Below are 21,664 nucleotides of genomic sequence, written 5' to 3' on the forward strand. Positions count from 1 at the left end.
AATACTCCAGCACCTACAAATGCCAAAACCATAAAGGAAACCATCGAACTGCTTTGAAGAATACCGGTCACTATTGCCCCTCCTGCTGCCGCACCCACCTTATTCTTGGTGATACGTTGCAGAAAGAGCTTGAAACTTCTGCCGGATAGGTTTTTTAGCGAATCCTCCAGTAAAAACATGGCAAAAAGGAATAAACCAATGCCCGCCAAAAGTTTCAGTATGAGATTGAATGTTTCCATGACAAAAAATATAACTAAAGATAAGGATAAAATAGGCTGCCATAAATAGTCGACAGCTTTTTGTGGCTTAAATTGCTGGTTTTGTGTTAGCTAAATTGATTTAAGGCTGCAGTAACTTGCCTACTTCAAGGCATCTCGGTAATGGGACGAATGGTATAGATTGTAAAACCAATTCGAAAACATTCATTTCACATTTTAGATTGTAATCGCTTGTAAAACAATGTTGTGTGGCTTTTTGTTTTGTATTTTCAGGATTAATTAATCAGAAAAATAATTGTAAAATTTATATTTTTAAAATTAAAATTTAATATCTTTATAATGATTTTAACTAAAATAGTGTTTTAACAATTTAAATTAATTGATCATGTCAGGAGAAAATTTACTAGTTTGGCTCCTTTTAGGAGTGGTTGCGGGATGGTTAGCCGGTCAGCTTATCAGTGGCGGTGGATTTGGCCTTATCGGAAACATAATTGTCGGTATTATCGGTAGTTTTTTAGGTGGATGGCTTGGCGGGAAACTTGGAATTGCCGGTGCTGTGGTTGGGGGGTTTAGTCTTGCCAGCATAGTAACCGCTGTTTTAGGAGCTGTGGTCTTATTATTCATTGTTAGTTTGATAAGGAGAGTCTAGAACCGGAACTATATTAAAATAAAGAAAGTCAATGGTTTTTCATTGACTTTTTTTGTGACATTTTCTAATTTGCCCGCGGTCCAATTTAGCTGCGCTCACTTAAAACTGAAAGTAGATAAATTGCTCGCCACTACCTTGCGCTATTGAAATGAGCAAAATCATAATTACCCATACAACGGCCAGCGAGAGGGGGGATATTTGTTTTGAAACTTCTTTTACGGAGGTGTTTCTCATGAGCCAATGGCATATGAAAAGAAATGAAATCACAACTCCAACTTTTAAAAGATCGAATAGACCCAACACCTTTTCGCCGTCAGGGTTGAGCAGAAACATCGAACTGAGCATGTTTTTGGCGGTAGCAAATTCTTTGGCTCTAAAGAAAACCCAACTTATGTTAATGCAACTAAAGGTTAAGAATGCCAGGAAAATTCCGTTCCGGCTGTTGATACTAAACGGCAGGTATTTTTTTTGCAATCGCTCCAAAATTAGATATCCTCCATGTAGCCCGCCCCAAACAATAAATGTCCAGGCCGCCCCGTGCCAAAGTCCGCCCAAGAGCATGGTTAGCATCAATGCCACGTACATTCTTATCATTCCATTACGGTTTCCTCCAAGAGGAATGTACAAATAATCGCGCAACCAACTGGATAGCGATATATGCCATCTGGACCATAAATCGGAAAAACCAATCGAGGCATAAGGGTATTTGAAATTGTCGGGCAAAATAATGCCAAGCATCAAAGAAATTCCTATGGCACAAGTGGAGTATCGCGCAAAATCAAAAAATATCTGGCCTGAAAAAGCCAAGGTGCCCATCCAAGCGTCCCAAAAGCTCACTATTTTTCCGGAATTGTATATGGCATCGGAGGCCGCTGATAAAAGGGTATCGGCCATCACCACTTTTTGGAAAAGACCCAAAGTCAACAGAAAAATTCCCCAGATAAATTGGTTAATTGTTGCTTTTTTGGGTTCATAAAATTGCTCTATTAAATCTTCGGCCCGTACAATAGGCCCAGCAACGAGTTGCGGGAAGAAAGTTACATACAAGGAAAAGTCCAAAAAGGTTTTGGCGGGTTTCATTGTTTTGTAATACATGTCAATCGTGTAGGACATCGTTTGAAACGTATAAAATGAGATACCCATAGGCAAAATTATATCCATTTTTAGGGGATGATAGTCGAACCCTATTGTATTTGCCAAGGCTGTGAAATTTTCCAAAAGGAAATTGCCATACTTGAAAAAAAACAAAAAGCCAAGATTGACAGCCATACTTAAAAAGAGCCATAAATTTCTCTTGTTCTGGTTTTCTTCAACAGCTAATTTTTTACCTGTGGTCCAATCAACAAAAGTTGAAATCCAAAGCAGAACGACCAAAGGCGGATTCCATAGACCATAAAAGATGTAACTTGAAAGCAATAACATCCTCTTTTTTGAGGTCCAATTCAGAATTTTTGAATAATACAGCCCTAAAACTATCAGTAGAAATAATATGAAACTTAATGAATTAAATAGCATAGTCAGTTATTTTTTTCGATTAGATAACGCATAGTCTTTCATCATTATTTTGGCTAATGCCAAGGTGAAAGTTTCAGCATCATTTGCTGATAGATGGGACCATTCCGGGCAATCAAAATGATTTAGCCAGTCGTAATCTTGGTAATGGTAGCTCTTAACCTGCGCTCGCTTTACCAGTACATCCCAAAATTCTTTACGGGGTGCAAATTTCGCTTCACCGATTTTATAATATCCTGTGGAGGGGCAACGCAGCAATATGAGATTTCCGCCTCTGGCTTTAAATATTTTTGCATCTTCCAGAAAATAGCTCATCGTAGCCTCTTTTTCTAGGGGCTTGGAATCCTTGCCAAAAAACTGCCATACTTTTTTTACCGTATTCGCAAAAGCGGTGTCGGTAGCCGTTTTTTTTGTCATTCTATTATTTCTGTTTTCATCGATATCGGAGAATTCATGGAATGGGGGCATGGCATTTTTTACCGGTTCCCCCAGTTTAATTTTTTTAAGAAGTTCTTTCAAATTGATTCCATCAATCCCCTCCACATCGCTCAAAAATGTGATGTTTTTTTGTAAAGGAATTGACAACGCATGATTTAGCCGTTGCGCATAAGTAAAGTCCTTAAAATAATCCACCTTTTCCTGTATCGATTTCCAGGGCGGTGCCATAGGCGAGGTGGTGGAAAAGAATAGACCGGGTGTAACGCCCACAATTATGGTCCCCGCAAAATCTGTATTCCTGACTATATCCCTAAAAGATGGCAAAGGTGTTGAACCGGCAGATGCCAGCTGTATGGGACGCCTTCCGGTAACTTGTTCCCATTGGTATATTTGAATATCAAAGAGCACTCGTGATGAACCTAACAAGATAACGTCATCCTTTGCTAAGGCTTCTATTTTATCTCTCTGAACGGCCCATAATGACTTATTGTCGTCGATGGTTGGGTAATAGCCTTTAGATCGCCAATAGATTTCCCATATCGTAAGGCCAATAAGGCTTAAAACAACTGTGATCAGTAGTGTTTTTTTTAATTCCATATTTCAAATAGTTTACGGATTATTTTTAAATTAATGCGAACTGTTTTTTTATAAAATTTTCAAGGCAATACGTTTATGGCTGTATAACTAACTGTCAATTAGCTAAATTAGCTAAAATATTAATATCATTTAAAAAGCCACAATAATTATACATCTCAGGTTTATGGATGTTTGTATATCCCGCTGTTTTCTAAGAAAGACATATTATGTAACAATTGGGATTGGGGCATAAAAAATGCCGCAATTGCGGCATTTTTTATGGATATTCTTTCTGTTAATGTGATATTGAAATGTTAACCCGGAAATGTATATCTGATCCCAACTAAAACGGTTCAAAAAGGATTCATTTCGCTTTTGCGTTTGTTCAGCTGTATTTCTAAATCTTTGATGGTTTCCGCGACGGCGATTTCAAAAGATTGCTCATTGGAAGAGGCAAATATTTGCGGACCGGGCAAACTCAAGATGATTTCGCATATTTTTCCTTTGCCATTGGAACTTTTCTCCTCTTTGAATATAACTTTCGCTCGAATCAACCAGTTAAAGTGTTTTGATAAATTTTCCAATTTTTCGAATACTAAATCATCTGCCGTGCCATTTGTTTCCGTTTGTACAAATTGAGTGGTAATTTCCATAATTCCAGTTTTTTTAGAGTTAATAAGGTTGCGATGGATTTGCGGTTTTAAAAGATCTTAAATTTAGTTCTGCAAAGTGAATTTTCAGGATTGGAGTTATTACTCAAATTTACGCAATAAATTCAAAACAGGGTCTTTTTGAATGTTAAACAAACTTAAAAAATGAGGAGGCGGGGATGCTTAGGCAATTTTTGTCTAAATCTAAAAAAGGCTGATTTTCAGCGATAATCAGCCTTTTTAAAAGGATCGTTTGGTTTGCAAACCGCAGCGATGAAAGTCCTTAGAGTTGGATAAAATCCTCACTTTTTGGCATTCCAGCGAAAGCTTCCAACGCAATCTCAGGAACGGGATCGCATAGTTTACGCAGTTTAGTGTCCATCCAGGCCCCATCGACGGTTATCGTGGCGTGCAGCACATTGGCTTCATTCACAAATTCGTGTACGATGGACCAGCGTGAACCGTCCGCCTTTAGCTTAGACACTTTGGTGTGGATGAAGATGGCATCTGATAGTTTTATTTCTTTTCTGAAAACACATTCTTCCCTAAAGAGTATAGGGCCAAAATGATTTGTTTGTAAGGCTTTGATCGTCAAGCCCAAGCTCTCCAAAATCTCAATACGGTGTTGTGCCCCAAAATCGTAATAGGCGCTGTGGCGGACATGGAAATTTGGGTCAAGATCTGACCAGCGAAAGGATAGTTGTTTGCTGAAAGATTTCATTATGTTTTTCTTTTTTAAATTCGTTTTTTGCTTTTTTGATAGCTGTCCCAAATTTATAAAAATTCAGTTGGATTCCTAAGAATCGGCAATCCGATAATGATCAAAATACTTTAAGAGCATAAAAAAGTCCGCTGAATTGAATGGTAAAAATAACCAAGCGAATTATTCAGTAGACGGTTTAGTTTTTATTTTTGGAAATGAGAAATTAGCTCAAACGTTCTAATTAATTTAATTGCCGCTCATTCCTTTAATAGGTCTCATTGGGCATTCGAAATAAGTGGATGTTGACATAAAGTCATTCAAATCCAGATCTTCCACAGCGCATGCATTAGGATATTTGTCGGGGTCCACACCTTCCTTTAAGGTATTTACGTGCCATCTTCCTCCGTTGAAATCCCGATCTCCGGGTTTGCTTTCAGAAATGGCTCCAACGCCATCTTTAAAGTTAGCCCCATTGTATAGCTCATCAAAATTCCCCGCTGTGGGTTTAAAGTTGCTATTGGTACCATTGGTGGCAAACACTTGACAATCTGACCATATGGCAGGACTTTTCTTCATTGTCAATAGGTTATATGCATCATTACCCTGTGCGGCAATCGAATCGGTTTCATTCGAGCAACCCATCATAATCGTAACCAAAAATAAAACCGCAATAGTAAAATTTAAATTTTTCATAATTTTAATTATTATAGTTAAACAATAACGAACTCCATATTCAAATTTAGGAATTTTTTATTATAAAAAAATCATAAAGTATTGATTGTCATTTAATTATTAAACATTGAAACATTTAAATTTTTAGGACAAGCAATGCTTCGATTTTTAAGCCCTTCGGGCAGCTTAGTTTTTGGTCGTTTTGGTTCCTTTGGGAATTTTCGTTTAGGAAAGGAGATAAATTCGAAAAAGGTTGATTTTTCTTTTTTCAATTCAGACAGTTTTTACCCGTAGGTCATACTGTATAAGTCAAATCCCTTTGCCCAGTAATCTTTTTCAATTTTATTTAGGGTAAATCCATTTTTCTCGTAGAATTTGTAGGCCAATTGTGAAGTTCTTACGGCAATAGTTTTGACATCAGCCATCGATTTTAAAAGGTCAATTCTATGTTTTAATAGCGATTGTCCAACTCCTTTTCCTTGAAATTTTGGGTTGATAAAATCCCAACTGATTTTTGCGGTTTTGCCTTTGTCATCAAAGTTAATGCCTCCGGCACCTATTATCAGGTCTTCGATCGCTGCAACGAAGTATTTCTCAATTTTGTGTTCCAGATAGTCCTCGAGGTCTTCAATTTCACTTTCGGCAAAATATTCTGGAACGTTCAGCTTTAATATCGCTAAGACGTTGTCCTTGTCAGCGGGTTTATAAGCTCTGATGGTTAGGTTTTCAATCATTCCCTTGAAGGGTTTTCAGCACATCATCTACAATGTCAGGCAGTCAAAAAAGACTGATTATTGAATCAATGTGTACAAAAGTATTTCCTCGGTTTGATTTGGAAGTACTATGTTTTTCTCAAATTTAAGCCCAATTTTCATCAAAAGATCCTGTGATGCTTTGTTCTTTTTTGAAGTTATTCCACTAATTTGACTCAGTTTAAATTCACCTAGTGCCATTTCTTTCAGATGATTCACACTTTCATAAGCATAGCCCATTCTTTCGAAATCCGGAAGCAACGCAAAACCTATGTCGATTCCTTCCACACCTTCTCTGTCGTAAAGTCCGCAAGAACCTATCTTTTCGCCATCTGATTTTCTAATCAGGGTGTAATTACCATAACCTAGTCTTTTGATTTGCGGCGTCATTTTGGCTTCGATATAATTTTCTGCGTCCCTGACTGTATTCAAGTTTCGGTCACCGATAAATTCTATCCATTTTGGGCTGTTAAATAATTTTCTGATAAATTCAGCATCCTCAATGGTTGTTGGCTTAATAATTAATCTTTCCGTTTCAAATGTTTTCAATCTGTTCGCTTTTAATTTTTATGATTAGCAGCAAGTTGGCATTGCAGCTTTATATTTAGTTTTGGAAACAATTACTTTCATAATCTTTTATAAAGTCAATTAGTATTTTTTCGTCTTTAATTTTAACTTCATCATTTTTAATTTTATCATACGAAACTTTACAATCTTCTATGGCCGGTAACATTGCATCTTTTGTTATTAATCTGCTTAAACCCATTGCTGGCATTTGTTCAATATTAGAATTATTAGGTCTTTTAATTAAATAATATCTAACTATATGACTGTGAGATATTTTTTTTAATAATTTGTAAAGTTTTACTTTATTAGAATATAATGCTTGTGCAAATATTGTTTCATCAACGCTTTCAAAAGTTATTGTTTCTTTTTCTAATTCGATTTTAAAAGTTTTCAAATCTTGTGGTAAATATTCTAATTTGCCTCCATTTTGAATTACGGTTATTTTGTCTTGCAATCCAATTAATCGATTGACATTAAATGAAGATGCGTTTAGAATTATTTGAACTGGGAAAGTTTCATTTTTCACATTAACCATTTCACCCTTATAGTTTTGTCCAATTGTTTTGTGCAAAAACTTAAAAATAAAAAGGTAAGTATTGATTTAATTGTTTTTTGCATTTCTGTACTTTAAAGATTGGTTATTATTGTTTAGTTTATTTTTGTCTGACTCCGCTAAGCTGCCCAGTACAGTAGTTGGGCCTGGAAAAGGATATACTTTAATTTATCAAATGTATAATAATTATCCTATAAATTATCAAATGGGTATCAAATGCTTAATTTGGTTGTAAGATAAAAATAATGTGCAAGAAAAGCAGACATTTATGCAGACGTGAAGTGGAACAACTCGTAGGACAGCATTGTGGTTTAGGCGCAAGTAAATATTACATAGGTCATTGTGCTGATATATAGGTTTCTATGATTTATGTGTTGATAAAAATCACTATATTGCATCTATAAAACTAGTGCTATGCCAATATATATGGATCGTCATGATGTGTCTGAAACTGTTACGGCCGAACACGTGGCGCAATTGCATCAGGCCGATTTGAAGGTACAAGACAAGTTTAATTGTCGAGGGCTTACGTATTGGTTTGATGAAAACAGAAAAACCGCATTTTGTTTGATTGAGGCCCCTAATAAGGAAGCCATAAAAGAAATGCATAATCACGCCCATGGCGATGTTCCCCATAGGATAATTGAGGTCGACGATAGCATAGTTGAATCATTTTTGGGTAGAATTGAAGACCCTGTGAAGGCCCAAAAAACGGAGCTAAACATTATTAATGACCCCGCATTTAGAATTATAATGGTTGTAAGATTTAATGATTTTTCATTAAAAAAATCTTTTGAAAAAGAAAATCAAGCATTAGTGAAAATAATCGGCGAGATCCATCAAATTATTTCAAAGTTAAAAGGCCGTGTCGTAAAGCAAAATTCAAAAGAGTTTTTAATATCATTTACATCGGTAACCGATGCTGTTTTAGGCGCTTTAGAAATTCAATCAAATTTTGAAAGCGACCAAAAGAATAAAGGAACCTTTAATCTGAAAATTGTCCTTGGAGCCGGGGTTCCCGTTACGGAAAAGGAAGGCCTTTTTGAAAATACCATTGAAGTGGTTGAATCAATATATAGATTCATTAAAGGCCAAGTCGTTATAACGGATGAAGTTAAAGACTTATATGAAAGCGAGAATTTAAATAAATGTGTGGATGATAAATTCATCAATGTTCTGAAGTCTTCCGATGAACAATTCCTCAATAATCTAATGGCTTGTATTGAAAAAAACTGGGATAAAACGGATTTAAAAGCGAATGATTTTTGCGAACAGTTAGGATACAGCAAATCGCAATTGTACAGAAAAATGATGCTTTTAACCGGCAAATCGCCAAATTCTTTTGTAAAAGAATACCGATTAAATATGGCGCTACAATTATTGAATAAACAAATAGACAATATCTCTGAAATTGCGTTTAAAACGGGTTTTAACAGTCCTACTTATTTTTCAAAATGTTTTAAAGAAACCTTCGGAATTCTTCCTTCCAATTATACAAAAGAGACTTTCAACAAAGCTTAGATTAAAGTAATCTCTACTTCCTTAGCAATATTTTTGAATCAAAATTGCGACTATTTGAACCAAATTTTGGCTTTTTTGTTGTTTTATCTGCTTAACTTTGAGTTGTTTAGGTCTATAAATATCTTCCCAATTTTATTTAAATTTTTTCAGTTCTGGAATTGGAAATATAGGAAGACGCCTAACATTTTAGATTTAAAACCCGAGAATTCTTTAAAATAAAAAATTAACAACTAAAAAATCAAAGAGTATGTCAAATTTAGTGGAAAACATGGATACTGCTGTTTTGGAAGAATTTGCTTCTAAATTAAGAGGAAGAATAGTTAAGCGCGGAGATGCTGACTATAATGAAACACGAAAAGTATACAATGCAATGATTGATAAGCATCCAGAGATGTTTGCAATGTGTGTTGATGTTGCAGACGTTATAGCGGCCGTGAATTTTGGTAGGGATAACAATCTATTGGTTGCCGTTAGAGGTGGCGGACATAATGGCGGTGGACTAGGAATCTGCGATGATGGATTAGTGATTGATTTATCGGGAATTAAATTTATACGTGTAGATACTTCAGATAACACGGTACGAGTTGGAGGAGGGAACCTTTGGGGCGAAGTGGACCATGCGACACATCCTTTTGGTCTTGCCGTTCCTGCTGGTATAATATCGACCACCGGAGTGGGTGGTTTGACACTTGGTGGCGGCATCGGTCATTTATCTCGAAAATACGGGCTTACAATTGATAATTTATTGGAAGCGGATATGGTTTTGGCGGATGGAACTTTTGTAACCGTAAATGCCAAGCAGAACCCAGATCTATTTTGGGCCATCCGCGGAGGCGGTGGCAACTTTGGAATCATAACCTCTTTTAAATTTCAAGCACATCCGGTAAAGACTGTTTTTGGAGGCCCTACTTTATGGCCAATCGAAAAAACGGAGGAAATTATGGAATGGCATCAGAATTTTATAGACAATGCCCCAGATGAGTTAAATGGTTTCGTTGCGACGATGATTATTCCGGGAGCGCCATTTCCGGAACATTTGCACAACAAGCAATTCTGCGGAATCGTTTGGTGTTATGCGGGTGATATGGATAAAGCGGCCGAAGTATTCAAACCTATATTGGCAATGAACCCTTTATTTGAACATCTTGGCGAAATGCCATATCCATCGGTGCAGACCTTATTCGATGGGCTATTTCCTCCGGGTATGCAATGGTATTGGAGAGCCGACTTTTTTAACGAATTGAGCCCTGAAGCTTGGGCCCAACATTTAAAATTTGGTTCTAAAATCCCAACGCCTCTTTCCCAAATGCATTTGTATCCAATTAGTGGCGCTGCCAGCAGGGTAGGCAAGGATGAAACCCCGTGGGCTTATCGTGGTGCCAAATATGCGGGCGTAATTGTTGGTGTTTCACCAAACCCCGAAGATTCGGATAAAATCACAAAGTGGTGCAAAGATTACTGGGAAGCATTGCACCCTTACTCCGCCGGCGGCGCTTATTCAAATTTTATGATGGATGAAGGCCAAGATCGGGTAAAGGCAAGTTACAAGCACAATTACGAGCGTTTGGCAAAAATTAAAGCAAAATACGACCCAAATAATTTCTTTAGGGTAAATCAGAATATTAAACCTAAAAATTAACCAAAAAAACTATTTATGAAAATTGCAAAAGACGACATTGAAGTTAAAATGGAGATTCCTGGAGCTGTCCTCCGCCAGAAAACTGATTTTGGGGATGCTACCGGCCTGGGTAAGATTAGCGGGGAGTATTTCAGCCTCTCTGCGGGTGTTGACACAACGCCTTTATTTATGGGTCTTGAAGGGAATTTGTGCCAGAGCCCGCACTGGGGATTTCTTTTGAGTGGCCAGCTCGCTACCACTGACGCCAAGGGAATTGAAGAAATCGTAGACGCAAATGAATTGTTTTACTGGCCTCCAGGACACAATGTAAAGGTTCATGCGGACGCTGAGATTGTCATGTTCAGCCCACAACACGAGCACACGCACGTAATAAATCATATGATTGAGAAGACCAGAGGTTAAAGCTGCAAATTTACCACTGAGGCTCCGTGGCCATGAGCATCATGGTCACGCAAGGCTCAGGTCTCATCTCCAACGGTCTCCGCGCATCTTTACATAATTTATCCAAACGTAACGCCAAGGGATTACCAGAGGAACAATAATTCCCATCAAACAGTTTTGTGCTGTTTCCAAATTGTCAGCGTCCACTTGACCTGCGGACCACAGCGGGAGTGCCACAGCAATCAGCCAAATTGATTTCCAAATCAGTTCAAGGAAAAGTATGGGTAACATTTTCAGCGGATAGCGGATTCCCACAAACGCCAAAAGTGAAATTGCCCCGAGCAGGCTGCAGCCCACACCGTGCCAAAGAGGCCAAGGCGTAGGGTGGTGAATTATTTGTGGCCATATTGTAAAAGCAAGCCCCACCGATATGAGGAGATAAAGCGCTCGAAGCAGGTATAAGCGGAATGTTGATACGTCGTTCATAAATTGATTCTTTTTCAATTGTTTGTTTCTTCAAGAAATGGTAGTTGCATTATAGACCATCGCTAACTTCCGGTGAGATGGCTCGACTTGAGATTTTCCAAATCCTTACCCTTATTAATTTTGTTTCCTTTAAAGCTGTTTTGGCGATCTGGCGACTTAGAGAAGCCGAAAATTTCGATTAAACACCAGCTTTACTATTGCAAAGCCAACTTCAAATTAAGCCAAAATCCCCCTTTCCGCTGTTAGGTGTTCGGTGTTTTTTCAGTTCCGTTATGTTTTGGGTCAAAATCTACCATCCATTCAATTCCATATTTGTCTCTAAACATCCCAAAATAGGTACCCCAAGGACCGTCGCCAATAGGCATTTCAATTTGTCCACCCGCTGAAAGTCCTTTAAATAGTTTGTCGGCTTCTTCTTTGCTTTCTGCACTGATTGAAATTTTGCTCCTGTGTTCATTTTCGTTTGTTCGGCCCATAATTTCGGGAACATCATTAGCCATTAGAACGTTTTTGCCAATCGGCAGGGCAATGAGCATTATTTTATTTGCTTCACCTTCTGCGACCGTAAATTCAGGACTTGCAAGGTCTTTGAAACGCATTATCTTTGCGAATTCTCCACCGAATACTGATTTGTAAAAAATGAATGCTTCTTCGGCATTTCCATTGAAGTTAATGTGAGGGTTGATAAGAGCCATTAGTTTTATTTTTTTACTAAGTTAAGGTTTATCTTTCGGTTACTTCTTTTAATTCAAATACAAAACCAACTACCCAATAAGCCAATTGCTTAAATCCGTTGTAGTAGCTGTTAAGCGATGCTTTTTTTAGTAGTTAGTTTATTTAATGTAAACTACTTTCGCCCGCATTACGTATAGCCATTGTTAGCAGCTGCCTATTTTAATTTAAATAATTCAATTGTATAATCAAACAATTCTGTTCCTCCTGATTTTCCGTGTCCCGGAATAACAATTTCTGCATTTGGATATTTTAATTTGATTTTTTGTACCGTTTCAGACCATTTGTCCGTGTTTGCATCTCCTAAATATCCTTTGCTGGCTCCAAATGTTTTAATTAAACATCCACCAAAGACGGTCTTACCTTCTGGAAAATATCCTATAATATTGTCTTTTGTATGACCTTCTCCAAAGTATTCCGCATACACTTTTTTGTTTCCAATATCTAATGTGAGACTATTAGTAAAATCTTTTATTGGTTTAGTGAATTTTTGTCCATTCTCTTTTAATAACTCTATAGTTTGTTTATAAGCATAAGTTGGAATATTATGTTTTTCAAATTCTACTATTCCACCAACACAATCGTTGTGAAAATGAGTTGGGATGAGAGCTATTATTTCAGATTTTAGTTCTTTCGTTACGAAATTGATTAATTCAATCGAACTTTTGTTGTCAGTTGGTGTGTCAAACACAATTCCTTCATTTTCATTTACAACCAGCATTCCATTACATTCCACTTTTCCGTAATCGTCCGTATTTAAAAATGAGATATGTTGATAGATATGATTTGATAGCTTTTTAACTATCAAATTTTCAGTTTGATAAACTATCAATCTATCAACCGAATGTGTTATCGTATTTTCCGTATTCGTTTTTTGATTTATCAGTGATGATTCCTTGCAGGAAATAAAGGTCAATAAAGTGAAAAGAAAGAGTATTAAAAGTGGTTTTGTCATAAAATTTATATTCATAATTTAGGATTTGTCTTTTGGCTGAAGCTAACGTTCTGGTACTACAGCGGGTTTGGGACTAAATTAAGATTTATCGTTCGGTTGTCACAAAATTCCCAAGTTCAAAATCATTTTCAAATTAACCCAATTGCCCAAATCTATTCTAGCAAATGTTATGCACAGTCACTTTCTTTTTGCAAGCTTCTTTCAAATTTCTGATTTTTGACTCCAAATTCATAATATTGTCTTTTCTTTTATTAATTGCTTGTTTATAACCAAAGAAATATATTAAACTAAAAAGTACTATTCTAAAAATTACTGAAGTCGTGTAAGGTGTATCGTCTGGTTTGCCGTTGCTTAATACAAGTGGTGGAAACAAAAAAGCAAATGCCAAACCAATAGAAATTCCCAATGGAATTAGCTTTCTAAGCTTTTTAATGGCAGCATAATTTGTTTCAATTTCAAAATTCCACTTATTCTCTAAATCAGAATTATTTTTCGTCCATTACTATTATATTTTGTAGTACTATTTTCGATCTCGTATGTTCGATTGTGCATAACGTTCCCGCGCTACACGCAGGCTGGGATTAAGAAAGCCTAGAACTTACGGTTAAAAACTAATTTTTCAAATACAAAATCAGCTTCAAATTTTGCCAAATGCCCAGCTTGCTTGTAGCGTGTGTTGGGTGCAGTAATTATTGTTTTTCAAGGTCATACTTGTAGTTTCCTACTCCATTTTTGTCCGCAGAAATTTTTAGTTTTTTTCCGTCAAATGTATAGTCATAATTCCCGCTAAGTATTAAGTTCCAGTCAAAGTCAGCGGTCCAAACATTTTCATCATTAAAAGTTATTTTGTTGTTGTCAGAAGAAAAAGTCCCAGAACCACCAGCAGGTATTCTGTTTGAAGTTCCCGAACATGAAAATTTTCCGTTTTTCAATTCTAAGGTGGTCTGTCCAGTTTGTGTTCCCGAACTGTAAGTTACAGTAAACGTTCCTTTATATGTTCCTTCTTTGATATTTAGGTCGTCTTTGTCACAGCTCGATAAGAGTATAGCGATGGAAAAAATTGTCGCTATTAAAAATTTTGTTTTCATAATTATATTTTTGTTCGTTTACGTTATGTTGGCAGCATTATTGCACCCAGCTTGTATATACTCGCTATAAAATAGCGAGTATATGCCCAAAATGAGGTGGATATCCGATATTGGATAGCGGACTACTGTCAAATATATAAATAATATTTTTATTACAAATTATCGAATGGGCTTTTGTTTTGTAGCTACCTAATTTAGATTATCGGATAAAAAAACTGCGCAAAGTCAGGAGACATTTGCGCAGTTATAAGGGGAACATTAGGGGTTGTTTTTTATATCGCTCTACCCATAAAAATATTTTTTGGAAGCCTATGTGTTAGGCGTTTTCATCAAACATGATTTCGTCTGAAACGACTTCTTTAACTAAGGGCTTTTCGGTGAGTAAGGTAAAATAAAAAGAGGAACCTTCGCCTTCAATACTTTCTACCCATATATCACCGCCATTTTTTTCCAGAAATCCTTTTACCAGTAATAGTCCAATTCCAGCGCCTTTATTCTTTTTCCTTACTTCCGATAGGGTTTTCATTTGTGGAGTAAAAAGTTTCCCCAAAATTTCTTTAGGTATCCCAACTCCGGTATCCTTAACCAGAACGGTGATTTTGTCGTCTTCTCTCTTCGCCGTAAGTATGATTGTGTCCCCTTTCTCTGAATGCTTTATCGCGTTTGACACGATATTTTGAATGATGGAAAGTAGCATTTTCTCGTCCGCAAATACGGACATGTCTTCCTCAATATTGTGATGAAGATGTATTTCGTTTGTTAAAGCGCCATCGTTTAAAGTCTCAAAAACCTTGTCTACGCATTGGGTTAGTTGGATTATTGCTGGAGAAAACACGTCAGATGCATATTTAACCCTTGCCCAATCTACTAAGTAATCCAACATCTCCAATTCGTCAGTTGACGATTGATGAAGTAAGTCGAGCATTTCCTGGACATTCTCGGGCTTCATTTTATGGAAATTTGTTTTCAAATATTTTGCCGTTGAGATAATGGACGCTAGGGGACTTCTTAAATCGTGTGAAAGTATGGCCAGAACACTTTCCTTATGTGCATTAAGTTCTTCCAATTCTTTGACATACTTTTTTATGGTATCCGCCGATTGTTTCCTGTCGGTTAGGTCCTGTAAAATTTTAACGTAGCCCAACATTTCCCCGTCTAAATCGACTAGCGGAAAAACCAAACCATAGGCGTAAAAGACGCTTTTGTCTTTAGCGATATGCCACCTATTGTCCGTTGCTCTGCCTTCCTTTAAGGCTACACTTATTTCTTTTTTTGGAATGCCTTTTTGTCTGTCTTCTTCGGTGAATATTAAATCGAAATGTTTCCCGATAACTTCATCGGTTTCGTAGCCGAATATTTTTTCTGATCCCGAACTCCAACTGTTTATAACAAAATCGTTGTCTAAGGTAAAAATCGAATAATCTTGTAGGCTGTCAATTATTTGGCTATAAAATCTGGCGGTTGGCACATAATTATTTTTAGAAATTATAGAAATGTCTTGTTTATTATCCATAGGATTATTGATCTGAAGCGGTTTTTAAAACTAATGGTTTGCTGTGAGCGAATATGTGAAGACTTTCTTACTCTGAAAAGATTATTTCCCAGCTTTTGGTCCACACATGATGTATAACTGTTTTGTGACATCAAATATGCGACTTTTTAAAATTAACCGCTAATTTAAATCCTTTTTTTTTGGAACAGGATTTGAATGTGGACTGATTATCTGGTCTAGCCCCGATGGAAGCAGGTATCCTTTTTGTGCTGGGGTTCGGCACAAAAGATACTGCGGACAGCGGGAGGAAGCTTGATGGTAAGACGGTCTGTTGTGCTCCTTGAAAAAACAAACATTCGGAAAATGTCTCAATATATGAAAATAACTAGACGAACAATTCGGTATGCCTTAGGGAGAGAATTTCAACTCTATCTAATTGCATTCACTTCTTTTTTTAACGAATATTTTTCGGCAACAATAACGATCGCAAGACCGATTACGTAAGTCAGCAAATCAATCCATGAGAATGAAGTTCCGATTACTGTTCGAGCAATTTTTGAATTTTCTAAATGAAGCGCATTGACGATATTTAAGTATTGGAGGAATTCTATAGTGAAAGAGAATAGCAATACAAATGCCGCCGCCTGCAAAACGGTTAATTTCAAGAAAGATTTTAAAAAACAATAGATCAGTATTACCACCAAAACATCACCTAAATATGGCCTTACAAAGCTGTCGTGTACAAAAAGGGCAATAGCGACTTCAATCATGAAAATTACAACTGCTATTGCAAAGTATTTTTTATTAAAGACTAACATAAGGGATTTTTAACGTTGTTGATCTCAATTGGTTTGGGACTAAATTAGGTTTTATTTTCGGGTTATCGCAAAACTGGCGCGATAAAATGGCAGCATTAGAGCGAAGTGGCGCAATTGTCTAAAACGAGTGCAATGATAAAAAAAAACACCAACCTTACGGCCGGTGTTTTGATACTACAAAAAAATAAATAAATTATTATTCAACTAATTCGGTTTGGTTTCTGAATACTAGTTCTCCATCAAATGCATCCAACAGAATGATACTGTCAGTTGCAATATTGCCAGCCAGAATTTCTTTGGAGAGCTTGTTGAGTACGTCTCTTTGTATCACCCGTTTCACCGGTCTGGCACCAAATTGCGGGTCGAATCCTTTTTCGGCCAGATAAGCGATAGCCTCAGGTGTGGCGTCCATTGTGATACCTTGCAGTGCTAACATTTTGGTGACGCTTTTCAGTTGCAGGCTGACAATTTTAGTGATGTTTTCACTGCTCAATGGAGTAAACATCACAATTTCATCGATACGGTTTATGAATTCCGGGCGTACCGTTTGTTTCAATAAACCGAGGACTTCCGTTTTGGCGGCTTCCGTAGCTGCTTCCACACTTCCTTTCAGGTTTTCAAATTTTTCCTGTATGATTTGGCTTCCCATGTTGGAGGTCATGATGATGATCGTGTTTTTGAAGTCGGCGAGACGCCCTTTATTGTCCGTCAATCTTCCTTCGTCCAATACTTGCAAGAGGATATTAAAAGTGTCGGGGTGCGCTTTTTCGATCTCATCCAGCAAAATCACGGAATACGGTTTTCTGCGAACGGCTTCGGTTAATTGCCCGCCTTCTTCATAGCCCACGTATCCCGGAGGCGCCCCTACCAGCCTGCTTACGCTATGGCGCTCTTGATACTCACTCATGTCGATACGGGTCATGGCATTTTCGTCGTCAAACAGGTATTCGGCGAGGGCTTTCGCTAGTTCGGTTTTTCCCACTCCGGTAGTTCCAAGGAAAAGGAACGTCCCCACGGGCTTTTTCATGTCCTGCAATCCGGCTCGGCTTCTGCGCACCGCGTCACTTACGGCCTCGATGGCTTCTTCTTGGCCTACGACGCGACGGTGCAATTCTTCTTCCAGATGCAACAGTTTTTCGCGTTCTCCCTGCAACATTTTCATAACCGGTATTCCAGTCCATTTGGCTACCACCTCGGCAATGTCTTCACGGGTAACCTCTTCTTTTATCAACGAAGTGCCTTCTGTTTGATCTTCGGCCAGTTGTTTTTGAAACGCATCCAATCTTTCTTGCGCTTCTTTGATTTTCCCGTAACGAATTTCCGCCACTTTCCCGTAATCGCCTTCGCGTTCCGCACGTTCCGCTTCGTACTTATAATCTTCAATTTCGGTTTTGATGGCCTGAATGTTATCAACCACGTCTTTCTCCGATTTCCATTTGGCATAAATTTTATTACGGTCCTCTTTTAGATTAGCCAAATCCATTCCCAAAACTTTGAGCTTGCTCTCGTCTTTCTCTCTTTTGATGGCTTCGATTTCAATTTCCAACTGCATTACCTTTCTGTCCAAGACATCGAGTTCTTCCGGTTTTGAATTGATTTCCATGCGGATTTTGGAAGCTGCCTCGTCCATCAAATCGATTGCTTTGTCCGGAAGGAAACGATTCGTTATGTAGCGTTGGGACAGTTCGACAGCCGCAATAATGGCTTCGTCTTTTATTTGTACTTTGTGGTGTGTCTCGTATTTATCTTTTATACCCCGCAAAATGGAAATGGCGCTTTCGGTATCCGGTTCTTCGATCATGATCTTTTGGAAACGTCTTTCGAGCGCTTTGTCTTTCTCGAAATATTTTTGGTATTCATCCAAGGTTGTCGCGCCAATGGCCCGTAACTCCCCACGAGCCAAAGCCGGTTTCAGGATATTGGCCGCGTCCATCGCGCCTTCGCCACCACCAGCACCTACCAGAGTATGGATTTCGTCAATGAACAACACAATATCACCTTCAGCGGAGGTCACTTCTTTTACGACTGCTTTTAGGCGCTCTTCGAATTCCCCTTTGTATTTTGCCCCAGCAATAAGGGCTCCCATATCAAGGGAAAACACGATTTTGTTTTTCAGGTTTTCAGGCACATCGCCATCAACGATTCTGTGCGCCAATCCTTCTGCTATAGCCGTTTTACCCACTCCAGGTTCTCCCACGAGCATCGGGTTGTTTTTGGTCCTACGCGTCAATATTTGCAGTACGCGCCGTATTTCTTCGTCACGGCCAATAACGGGGTCTAATTTTCCGTTTCTGGCTAGTTCGTTAAGGTTTTTCGCATATTTATTAAGTGAATTGTAGGTTTCTTCGGCCGAGGCAGAGGTTACTCTTTCCCCTTTCCTCAACTCCTCGATAGCGGCTTTCAAACCCTTCTCAGTAACTCCCTGGTCTTTTAGTATCTGTGCCACTTTACTTTTGGAGGCAAATATGGCCAATATCAAATGCTCAATGGAAACAAATTCATCATTCATTTTCTTGGCAATAATTTCGGCTTCCGTTAACGTGGAATTTGCCGTTCTGGAAAGCATAATCTCGCCACCGCTAACTTTAGGAAAACTCTGGATGGTGCTATCCAGGATCTGAAGGAAAAGAGGCACATTGACATTCAATTTCTTTAAAATAAAAGGGGCCACATTTTCATCCACATCAAAAATAGCTTTGAAAATGTGTTCGTTTTCTATTTGTTGCTGGCCAAAACCTTGAGCCAGCTGTTGCGAAAACTGGATAGCTTCCTGTGATTTTATGGTAAATTTATTTATGTTCATGATTTTACAGTTTTTAGTGACATGTCGTGACCTGTCAGTTGGTAAATTTGTATCGTCGATTTTTATTGCTCAATTGTTTTATATTTGCAGAATAATAATCAAGATATATTCCAAGATAAATTTATGGACAAAATGTCTTATAAATCATGATTATTATCATATAAACTAGTCAAATTGACCTAATTAAAGACAAAACATGAGTTTTTTTAAAAATATTTTTAGTGGTTCAGAGAACCAGAATGACGATGCAGCTAAAATGAGCTGGAACGACTTAACTGATTTGGGACAGTTGAATGAAATCATCGCACTTTCAAACGAGAAACCGGTGGCGATTTTCAAGCACAGTACACGCTGCAGTGTGAGCAGAATGGCATTGAAACAGTTTGAAAATGAGTTTAACTTCTCAGATAAAGTTACGCCTTATTTTTTAGATTTAATAGCGCATCGCGATGTTTCTAACGAAATTGCGAACCGTTTTGGGGTGCAGCATCAATCCCCACAATTAATATTGATCAAGGAAGGAAAAGCGGTTTATAACGTTTCGCACAGCGACATAGATGCTGCTGCACTTCAGAGTAAAGTGTAAGTTTCCGCTTCGGGCATAAAAAATTTTGCCACAAATTCGCAATTTAAGGATTGCCGAATTTGCGGTTTTTTTTTAAAATTCTCCTCCGGAACCGCCTCCACTAAAATCACCACCTCCAAATTCCATATTGGATTTCTGAATAGTTTCCGGTTTCAGGCCGAGCTGCGAAGCGATCAGTGCTTCAGCATTCATAAGAGCATTGACATTGGTAAAACTATCAGGACAGAATGTGATCCCAGTTTCCTTGTGTTTTAATTTTTTTATAGCAAAATAAGTAAAAGCGAATAATACCAATCCTGCTATTGTCAAGAAGGTTTCTAGGGGTAAAACGGCATAATAAAAGCGAATGGTGTAAATAGAAAATGCCAGTGCCAGTGAACCTATCCAAAGCATTGGGCGGTCTTTTTTAATCAAAGAATACACCAGATAGCCTATGGGAACAATAAATGTAAACGCATAGAAGAACAGCGCAAACGAAATATCGCTGTTTGGAGCAACCTCTACACCAAGTAGTGCAACAGAAAGTTCTCGTACTACAAGATAATTTCCCGATAGGTAAAACAGAACAATGCCAAAGCTATTGGCTAACAAAATCCCCTTGTGATAATACGGGGATTTTAAATTTTGAAGGATTATTTTACTGAAAAAATAGATTCCTGCAGAAAACAACATCGTTACAAACGACAGAATGGTTTTTCCTGTGGTACCAAACTCAAACAGGGTATAAACCAAGCTTGCGGTGGTTGCCAGACAAAACAGCAGTGCCAGTGATACATGTACATATCGGAGATAGCACAGCAGTGAAGTTATCGTTATTATTAAGGCAATCGGTAGCCCGTTTCCTTCTGTTGAAAGACCTACAGCTATAGCCAATGTTAATTGTGCCCCAAGTGCAAAGGCATCGTCAAGGCCATGGCCGTAATATTTTTGTCTGGCCAAAAGTTCTGTCCCCGCAAAACCTATTAGTGCGTAAACATAAAACACCACCTTATAATTTTCAATTATTGATTCTGGACTAATTAACGATATAAAGCCGCAAATGGAAGAATATAAAAAACAGCCCAGCAAGAAAAAACCTGCTCGAATCAGTATATTGTTCTGGCTTTTGAGCGTGGTTAATTTCTTTGTAATCAAATCAGATTGTTCTTTGGATATAAAACCCGCTGACTCTAAAAAATGCGCTTGTTCCACCAGAAATACATTCTCTAATTCTGTTTTATCGTATACTATCATCAGCTATGTTTTTATTGAATTTTTTAATGAGACGGATAAATAAAATAATAGAACCGATAAAGTAAAAAGGCACTAAAAAAGAGAACGGCACCATTATATCTTCAAGGTCAATTAACCCAATGATTTTGAACAAAAGGAAATTAAGTCCAAAATAGGCATACAAAACGGCGAACACGAATAAGGATATTGATTTAATTTGGTAACTAATTGTATAAAAATAATAAGACGAAGCTGCCAATAGAACGATAAATATTCCCCAGTAAGGTTCGAATAAGTTATTGATACAGGAAATACTGATTAGATGTAAAGCAAAAGTCAGGAAGACTAAATTGAAATGTTTTTTAAGGTCAATTTTGGCGCTATAAATGGACCAGACAACCAACACAACGCCCAGTCCAATGGCGGAGTAACTCAAGGACTTGGTTTGGTGAAAATCATTGTTGAGTAACGCTTGCGGACTTACAGATAAACCTATGTATGCGGCTAAACCAGTGATGGCAATAGATAAGATGCTTTTATTGTCAAAGTAGTAGGCGCAAAAGAATCCAATTGCTGTGGGAATCAAAGTGGCCAAGCCGTAATGCGTACCAAATACCGTATATTGAAATTGTAAATATCCTATAAAAATGCAGCTCAAAAG

The 21,664-nt window shown here is 37.7% G+C and carries 22 protein-coding genes and 1 pseudogene; 5 read left to right on the forward strand and 18 right to left on the reverse strand.

Features of this window, described 5'->3' with window-relative positions; genetic code table 11:
- Positions 1-239, reverse strand: a pseudogene (locus VIH09_RS02140) (hypothetical protein); the annotation flags it as partial.
- Positions 240-603: 364 nt separating this feature from the next.
- Between VIH09_RS02140 and VIH09_RS02145 the strand changes: the two are divergent.
- Positions 604-867 carry a GlsB/YeaQ/YmgE family stress response membrane protein gene (locus VIH09_RS02145; protein WP_331577409.1) on the forward strand — a complete coding sequence of 88 codons (264 nt, stop codon included), beginning with the start codon at positions 604-606 and terminating at the stop codon, positions 865-867.
- A 99-nt stretch (positions 868-966) separates the two neighbouring features.
- Here VIH09_RS02145 and VIH09_RS02150 read toward each other — a convergent pair whose 3' ends face one another.
- The 8 genes from VIH09_RS02150 to VIH09_RS02185 all read right to left on the reverse strand — a co-directional run bounded on the left by VIH09_RS02150 (position 967) and on the right by VIH09_RS02185 (position 7,308).
- Complete coding sequence (locus VIH09_RS02150) at positions 967-2,382, reverse strand: MBOAT family O-acyltransferase (RefSeq protein WP_331577411.1); 1,416 nt, start codon at positions 2,380-2,382, stop codon at positions 967-969.
- Between the two features lie 6 nt (positions 2,383-2,388).
- Positions 2,389-3,414 carry a hypothetical protein gene (locus tag VIH09_RS02155; protein WP_331577412.1) on the reverse strand — a complete coding sequence of 342 codons (1,026 nt, stop codon included), beginning with the start codon at positions 3,412-3,414 and terminating at the stop codon, positions 2,389-2,391.
- A gap of 332 nt (positions 3,415-3,746) precedes the next feature.
- Complete coding sequence (locus VIH09_RS02160; protein WP_331577414.1) at positions 3,747-4,046, reverse strand: HPF/RaiA family ribosome-associated protein; 300 nt, start codon at positions 4,044-4,046, stop codon at positions 3,747-3,749.
- A gap of 280 nt (positions 4,047-4,326) precedes the next feature.
- Entirely contained in the window at positions 4,327-4,764 is a 438-nt protein-coding gene (locus VIH09_RS02165; protein WP_331577417.1) for an acyl-CoA thioesterase, read from the reverse strand.
- Positions 4,765-4,992: 228 nt separating this feature from the next.
- Complete coding sequence (locus tag VIH09_RS02170; RefSeq protein WP_331577419.1) at positions 4,993-5,439, reverse strand: hypothetical protein; 447 nt, start codon at positions 5,437-5,439, stop codon at positions 4,993-4,995.
- A 263-nt stretch (positions 5,440-5,702) separates the two neighbouring features.
- On the reverse strand, positions 5,703-6,152 hold the full coding sequence (locus VIH09_RS02175) for a GNAT family N-acetyltransferase (protein WP_331577421.1): 450 nt from the start codon (positions 6,150-6,152) through the stop codon (positions 5,703-5,705).
- 57 nt (positions 6,153-6,209) lie between these two features.
- The gene (locus VIH09_RS02180; RefSeq protein ID WP_331577423.1) at positions 6,210-6,719 is read right to left on the reverse strand and encodes a GNAT family N-acetyltransferase; all 510 of its coding nucleotides are present in this window, start codon (positions 6,717-6,719) and stop codon (positions 6,210-6,212) included.
- Positions 6,720-6,774: 55 nt separating this feature from the next.
- Complete coding sequence (locus VIH09_RS02185; protein ID WP_331577425.1) at positions 6,775-7,308, reverse strand: hypothetical protein; 534 nt, start codon at positions 7,306-7,308, stop codon at positions 6,775-6,777.
- 396 nt (positions 7,309-7,704) lie between these two features.
- On the opposite strand from VIH09_RS02185, the gene VIH09_RS02190 reads away from it, so the two are divergent.
- The 3 genes from VIH09_RS02190 to VIH09_RS02200 all read left to right on the forward strand — a co-directional run bounded on the left by VIH09_RS02190 (position 7,705) and on the right by VIH09_RS02200 (position 10,852).
- On the forward strand, positions 7,705-8,811 hold the full coding sequence (locus tag VIH09_RS02190) for a nickel-binding protein (protein ID WP_331577427.1): 1,107 nt from the start codon (positions 7,705-7,707) through the stop codon (positions 8,809-8,811).
- A gap of 247 nt (positions 8,812-9,058) precedes the next feature.
- Entirely contained in the window at positions 9,059-10,450 is a 1,392-nt protein-coding gene (locus VIH09_RS02195) for an FAD-binding oxidoreductase (RefSeq protein WP_331577429.1), read from the forward strand.
- A 15-nt stretch (positions 10,451-10,465) separates the two neighbouring features.
- Positions 10,466-10,852 carry a cupin domain-containing protein gene (locus tag VIH09_RS02200; RefSeq protein ID WP_331577431.1) on the forward strand — a complete coding sequence of 129 codons (387 nt, stop codon included), beginning with the start codon at positions 10,466-10,468 and terminating at the stop codon, positions 10,850-10,852.
- 63 nt (positions 10,853-10,915) lie between these two features.
- On the opposite strand, the gene VIH09_RS02205 is transcribed toward VIH09_RS02200, so the two are convergent.
- The 7 genes from VIH09_RS02205 to clpB form a co-directional block, all read right to left on the reverse strand.
- A complete protein-coding gene (locus tag VIH09_RS02205; RefSeq protein ID WP_331577433.1) occupies positions 10,916-11,317 on the reverse strand; it encodes a hypothetical protein in 402 nt (133 codons plus the stop codon).
- A gap of 242 nt (positions 11,318-11,559) precedes the next feature.
- Positions 11,560-12,012 (reverse strand): VOC family protein, encoded by a 453-nt coding sequence (locus VIH09_RS02210; RefSeq protein WP_331577435.1) that lies wholly within the window; start codon positions 12,010-12,012, stop codon positions 11,560-11,562.
- A 194-nt stretch (positions 12,013-12,206) separates the two neighbouring features.
- Complete coding sequence (gene bla / locus VIH09_RS02215) at positions 12,207-13,004, reverse strand: subclass B1 metallo-beta-lactamase (protein ID WP_414656134.1); 798 nt, start codon at positions 13,002-13,004, stop codon at positions 12,207-12,209.
- Positions 13,005-13,693: 689 nt separating this feature from the next.
- Positions 13,694-14,092 carry a hypothetical protein gene (locus tag VIH09_RS02220; RefSeq protein WP_331577437.1) on the reverse strand — a complete coding sequence of 133 codons (399 nt, stop codon included), beginning with the start codon at positions 14,090-14,092 and terminating at the stop codon, positions 13,694-13,696.
- A 316-nt stretch (positions 14,093-14,408) separates the two neighbouring features.
- The gene (locus VIH09_RS02225) at positions 14,409-15,605 is read right to left on the reverse strand and encodes a PAS domain-containing sensor histidine kinase (protein ID WP_331577439.1); all 1,197 of its coding nucleotides are present in this window, start codon (positions 15,603-15,605) and stop codon (positions 14,409-14,411) included.
- A 407-nt stretch (positions 15,606-16,012) separates the two neighbouring features.
- The gene (locus tag VIH09_RS02230; protein WP_331577441.1) at positions 16,013-16,402 is read right to left on the reverse strand and encodes a DUF2809 domain-containing protein; all 390 of its coding nucleotides are present in this window, start codon (positions 16,400-16,402) and stop codon (positions 16,013-16,015) included.
- 196 nt (positions 16,403-16,598) lie between these two features.
- Positions 16,599-19,205 carry an ATP-dependent chaperone ClpB gene (gene clpB, locus VIH09_RS02235; RefSeq protein ID WP_331577443.1) on the reverse strand — a complete coding sequence of 869 codons (2,607 nt, stop codon included), beginning with the start codon at positions 19,203-19,205 and terminating at the stop codon, positions 16,599-16,601.
- 196 nt (positions 19,206-19,401) lie between these two features.
- Between clpB and ytxJ the strand changes: the two genes are divergently transcribed.
- A complete protein-coding gene (gene ytxJ, locus VIH09_RS02240; RefSeq protein ID WP_331577445.1) occupies positions 19,402-19,791 on the forward strand; it encodes a bacillithiol system redox-active protein YtxJ in 390 nt (129 codons plus the stop codon).
- A 72-nt stretch (positions 19,792-19,863) separates the two neighbouring features.
- Here ytxJ and VIH09_RS02245 read toward each other — a convergent pair whose 3' ends face one another.
- Positions 19,864-21,024 (reverse strand): hypothetical protein, encoded by a 1,161-nt coding sequence (locus tag VIH09_RS02245; RefSeq protein ID WP_331577447.1) that lies wholly within the window; start codon positions 21,022-21,024, stop codon positions 19,864-19,866.
- Positions 21,008-21,664, reverse strand: a 657-nt coding sequence (locus VIH09_RS02250; RefSeq protein WP_331577449.1) for a DUF2157 domain-containing protein, incomplete at its 5' end; no start/stop codon positions are given. The genes VIH09_RS02245 and VIH09_RS02250, both read right to left, overlap by 17 nt.

Origin of the sequence: Flavobacterium sp. (assembly GCF_036515215.1) — a bacterium.
Lineage (GTDB): Bacteria > Bacteroidota > Bacteroidia > Flavobacteriales > Flavobacteriaceae > Flavobacterium.